At 70.7% G+C, this 3,948-nt stretch carries 3 protein-coding genes and 1 pseudogene; 1 reads left to right on the forward strand and 3 read right to left on the reverse strand.

Annotation, left to right across the window (positions count from 1 at the left end; translation table 11 throughout):
• The coding region (locus tag NHG85_RS07005; protein WP_253331064.1) for an adenosylcobinamide-GDP ribazoletransferase at nt 1–541 on the reverse strand (541 nt) is incomplete at its 3' end.
• Nucleotides 542–610: 69 nt separating this feature from the next.
• Here NHG85_RS07005 and cobT point away from each other — a divergent pair.
• On the forward strand, nt 611–1,624 hold the full coding sequence (gene cobT / locus NHG85_RS07010; RefSeq protein ID WP_253331066.1) for a nicotinate-nucleotide--dimethylbenzimidazole phosphoribosyltransferase: 1,014 nt from the start codon (nt 611–613) through the stop codon (nt 1,622–1,624).
• 3 nt (nt 1,625–1,627) lie between these two features.
• Here the strand turns inward: cobT and NHG85_RS07015 are convergent, their stop codons facing one another.
• The gene (locus tag NHG85_RS07015) at nt 1,628–3,559 is read right to left on the reverse strand and encodes a monovalent cation:proton antiporter-2 (CPA2) family protein (protein ID WP_253331068.1); all 1,932 of its coding nucleotides are present in this window, start codon (nt 3,557–3,559) and stop codon (nt 1,628–1,630) included.
• 74 nt (nt 3,560–3,633) lie between these two features.
• A pseudogene (locus NHG85_RS07020) lies at nt 3,634–3,948 on the reverse strand (hypothetical protein); the annotation flags it as partial.

Genomic DNA, 3,948 nt, shown 5'->3' on the forward strand with positions numbered 1-3,948 from the left:
GCAGAGCGAGCAACACCGCCACCCCGGCCGCCAGCGCCATCGCCCGGCCGGAGGGGCGCCCCGACAGCCGCGCCAACCCGTCCTCGCGCGCATGCGGCAGCCGCGACATGGGCCAGACCATCGCCGCCCGGCTCAGCACCGCGGCGACCACGAGGCCCCATGGCCCGGCCACGACGAGGCAGGACCAGCGGATCAGTAGCATCGTCCCGATCGCAAGCACACCGTAGCTGCCGACCCGGCTGTCGCGCATGATCTCGAGCCGTCCGGCCCGCTCGAACCCGCCCCAGAGCCCGTCGGCGCAATCGGCCAGCCCGTCCTCGTGCAGCCCGCCCGTGAGCAGGATCAGCGCGGTCAGCGCCAGCGCCGCCGCCGGGCCCGCCGGCAGGCCGAGCGCCAGCGCCGCGCCCTGGGTCAGGGCGGCGATCGCACCCACCGCGAGGCCCGCGAGGGGAAAGGCCCAGACCGCTTCGGGGTCGAGCGGGGCGGGGCGCACCGGCAGGCGCGTCAGCAGACCGAAGGCGGCACGAAGTGCTTTGAACATCTGGGCCTCTTTTCAAAACCTCCCTCATACGGTTAGGCAGGCCGAGGCTGCGATGCAACGAGGACGCGCATGACACCCCCATTCTCCGACCTTGCGGGGCTGCGTGCCCTTCTGACCGAGCTTCCCGTGCCCGATGCGGCCGCTTTGTCGGCGGCGCAGGTGCGCAACGCCCAGCTGACCAAGCCCGCCGGGGCGCTGGGGCGGCTTGAGGAGCTCGCGATGTGGTACGCCAGCTGGCGCGGCACGCCTCGGCCGCGGCTGGAGCGGCCGCAGGTCGCGATCTTTGCCGGAAACCACGGTGTCGTGGCGCGCGGCGTCTCGGCCTTTCCGGCCGAGGTGACGGCGCAGATGGTCGGCAACTTCGAGGCGGGGGGCGCGGCGGTGAACCAGCTCGCCGAGACCTTCGGCGCCACGATGACGGTGCATCCCATCGCGCTCGACAGGCCCACGGCGGATTTCGTCGAGGGCCCGGCCATGACCGAGGCCGAATTACTCGAGGCCATGGCCATCGGCTGGTCGGCGGTCGATCCGGTCTCGGACCTTCTGGTGGCCGGGGAGATGGGGATCGGCAACACCTGCTCGGCCTCGGCCATCGCGCTGGCGCTCGAAGGGGGACGGGCGCAGGACTGGACCGGGCGCGGCACCGGAGTCGATGCGCCGGGTTTGGCGCGCAAATCCGAGGCCGTGGCGCAGGGCGCGGCCCGGCTCGGGCCCGATCCCGATCCGATCGAGGTGCTGCGCCAGCTCGGCGGGCGCGAGATCGCGGCGATGGCCGGGGCGATCCTCGCGGCGCGGCATCACCGCATCCCGGTGCTGCTCGACGGCTTCATCTGCTGCTCGGCCGCATTGGTGCTGCACCGCGCGGCCCCCGGCGCCCTCGATCATGCCGTGGCGGGGCACCAGGGCGCCGAAGCCGGCCATGCGCGATTGTTGCAGGCGCTGGGCAAGGCGCCGCTGCTGGCGCTCGACCTGCGGCTCGGCGAAGGCTCCGGCGGCGTGCTGGCGATCGGCGTGCTCAGGGGCGCGCTGGCCTGCCATTCGGGCATGGCCAGCTTCGCGGAGGCGGGCGTCAGCGACGGCTGACGCCTAGCTGCGGTCCTTGCTGCGGTAGCCGACGGGCTCTTCGGCGGCCTCGACCTCCTGCGCGTCGCCCTGCGGGTGCAGCCGTTCGAGGATCGAGGTTTCGAGATCCTTGTTCAGGCTGCGCGCGCGGGCCACGTATTCGGGATTCTGCGAGACCGGCACGCCGGGCTTCCACAGCTGCGCCAGCTCGCGCACACCGGCGCGGTCCTGCTGGTAATAGGCCATTTCCAGCTCGGAAGCCTCGAAGCGCGACAGGCCGATGTGCTCGAGCACGTAGCGCCCCGCGCGCAGGCTCGAATCGAACAGCTCGCGCACGATGTCGTTCGCCCCGGCCTGATAGAGCTGATAGACATGCTCGCGGTCATAGGCGCGGGCCACGATGTGCAGCTCGGGGTGCATGGCGCGCGCATGGCGCACCAGCTTGAGCGCGGCCTGCCGGTCATCGAGCGCCACGACCAGCACCTTGGCGCGCTCCAGCCCCGCGGCATGCAGGATGTCGGGCCGGGTCGGATCGCCGAAGAAGCCGCCGAAGCCGAAGCGGCGCATTGTGTCGATCATTTCCATGTCATGGTCGAGCACCACCGTCTCGAAGCCCGCGCCCTGCACAAGCCGACTCACGACCTGCCCGAAGCGCCCGATCCCGGCGATGATGATCGGCGCCTCGCGGTCGATCTCGTCGGGGTCGGGGTCGGGGGCCTTGTCGGCGCGGGCCGAAAGCTGCTCGTAGAGGATGAAAAGCAGGGGCGTCACCAGCATCGACAGGGCGATGACCAGCCGGATGACCCCGGCCGTCTCGGACGTCAGCACGCCCTGCTGCAGCGAGAAGGACGACAGCACGAAGCCGAATTCGCCCGCCTGCGCCAGCGCCAGGGTGAACAGCCAGCGGTCGCGCGTGTGCATCTTGGCCAGCCGGGCCAGCAGGTAGAGGACGCTGCCCTTGATGACGATCACGCCGAGCGTCAGCCCGACGATCTGCAGCGGGTTGCCCAAGAGCACGCCGAAATCGATGCCCGCGCCCACGGTGATGAAGAACAGCCCCAGCAGGAGCCCCTTGAAGGGTTCGAGATCGCTTTCCAGCTCGTGGCGGAATTCGGAGTTGGCCAGCACCACCCCGGCGAGGAAGGTGCCCAGCGCGGGAGAAAGCCCCACGAGCTCCATCAGCACCGCGATCGAGACGACCATCAGGAGGCCCAGTGCGGTATAGAGCTCGCGCAGCCGCGCGTGGTGGATGTAGCGAAACACCGGCCGGGTCAGGTAGATCCCCGCCAGCACCACCACCGCGACGGCGCCCAGCGTCACCAGCGTCACCGCCCAGCCGGGCAGGTTCTCGATCAGCGTACGCGCGGCCTCGACCTCCTTGACGCCCGGCGCGTCGGGGTTGGCGGGTGCGGAATGCGCAGCACCGCCACCGCCATGGCCGCCGCCCACCGCCAGAAGCGGCAGCAGCGCCAGCATCGGGATCACGGCGATGTCCTGCGTCAGCAGCACCGAAAACACGGATCGGCCGCCCTGCGTGCGCATCAGCCCCTTTTCCGACAGGGTCTGCAGCACGATGGCGGTCGAGGAGAGCGCGAAGATCAACCCTATCGCCAGCGCCACGTTCGGATCGAGGCCGAGCAAGCTGCCTGCGCCGAACAGTATTCCGGTGGTCAGCACCACCTGCACGCCGCCCAGGCCGATCAGTCTTTGGCGCATGTTCCACAGAGCGCGCGGCTCCAACTCCAGCCCGATCAAAAACAGCATCATCACCACGCCGAATTCGGCGAAATGCTGCAGATCCTCGGTCTCGGCGCCGACGAGGCCGGTGGCGGGGCCGATGATGATCCCGGCGGCGAGGTAGCCCAGCACCGAGCCCAAGCCCAGACGGGCGGCAAGCGGCACGGCGATGACCGCCGCGCCGAGATAGATCGTGGCCTGAAGAAGAAATCCCTGCATGGGATCATGCTATCGCCTGTCGTCGCGACGATGGCAACGCAGGGCAGGGGCCCGAGTTGCCCCGAGACGGAGCGTCAGTCCGGGATCTGCAGGACCAGCGTGCGCCCGCGCTTGACGTAGTTGAGCACGTCGTCACCGATGGCCGAGACCCGGCCGCCGTCCAGCGTGTCGCCGATGCCGACGCGCAGGTAGCGGCCATTGCCGAGCCGGACCAGCGCGCGCCGCGCGCCGGGCTTGCCGTAGACGCCGATGAGGTTGATGTCGCGCAGGTTGATGGCATCGCCTTGCGTCGCGGCGCGGGCGACCCCGCCCGGCACCGGCCCGTCGGGAGCAACCGAGGCGTTCGAGACGGGCTGCGCCGCGCGCCCGCTTGCCGCGGCGGCGCGGCT

This window comes from Limimaricola litoreus (assembly GCF_024159025.1).
GTDB classification, from domain to species: Bacteria; Pseudomonadota; Alphaproteobacteria; order Rhodobacterales; family Rhodobacteraceae; genus Limimaricola; species Limimaricola litoreus.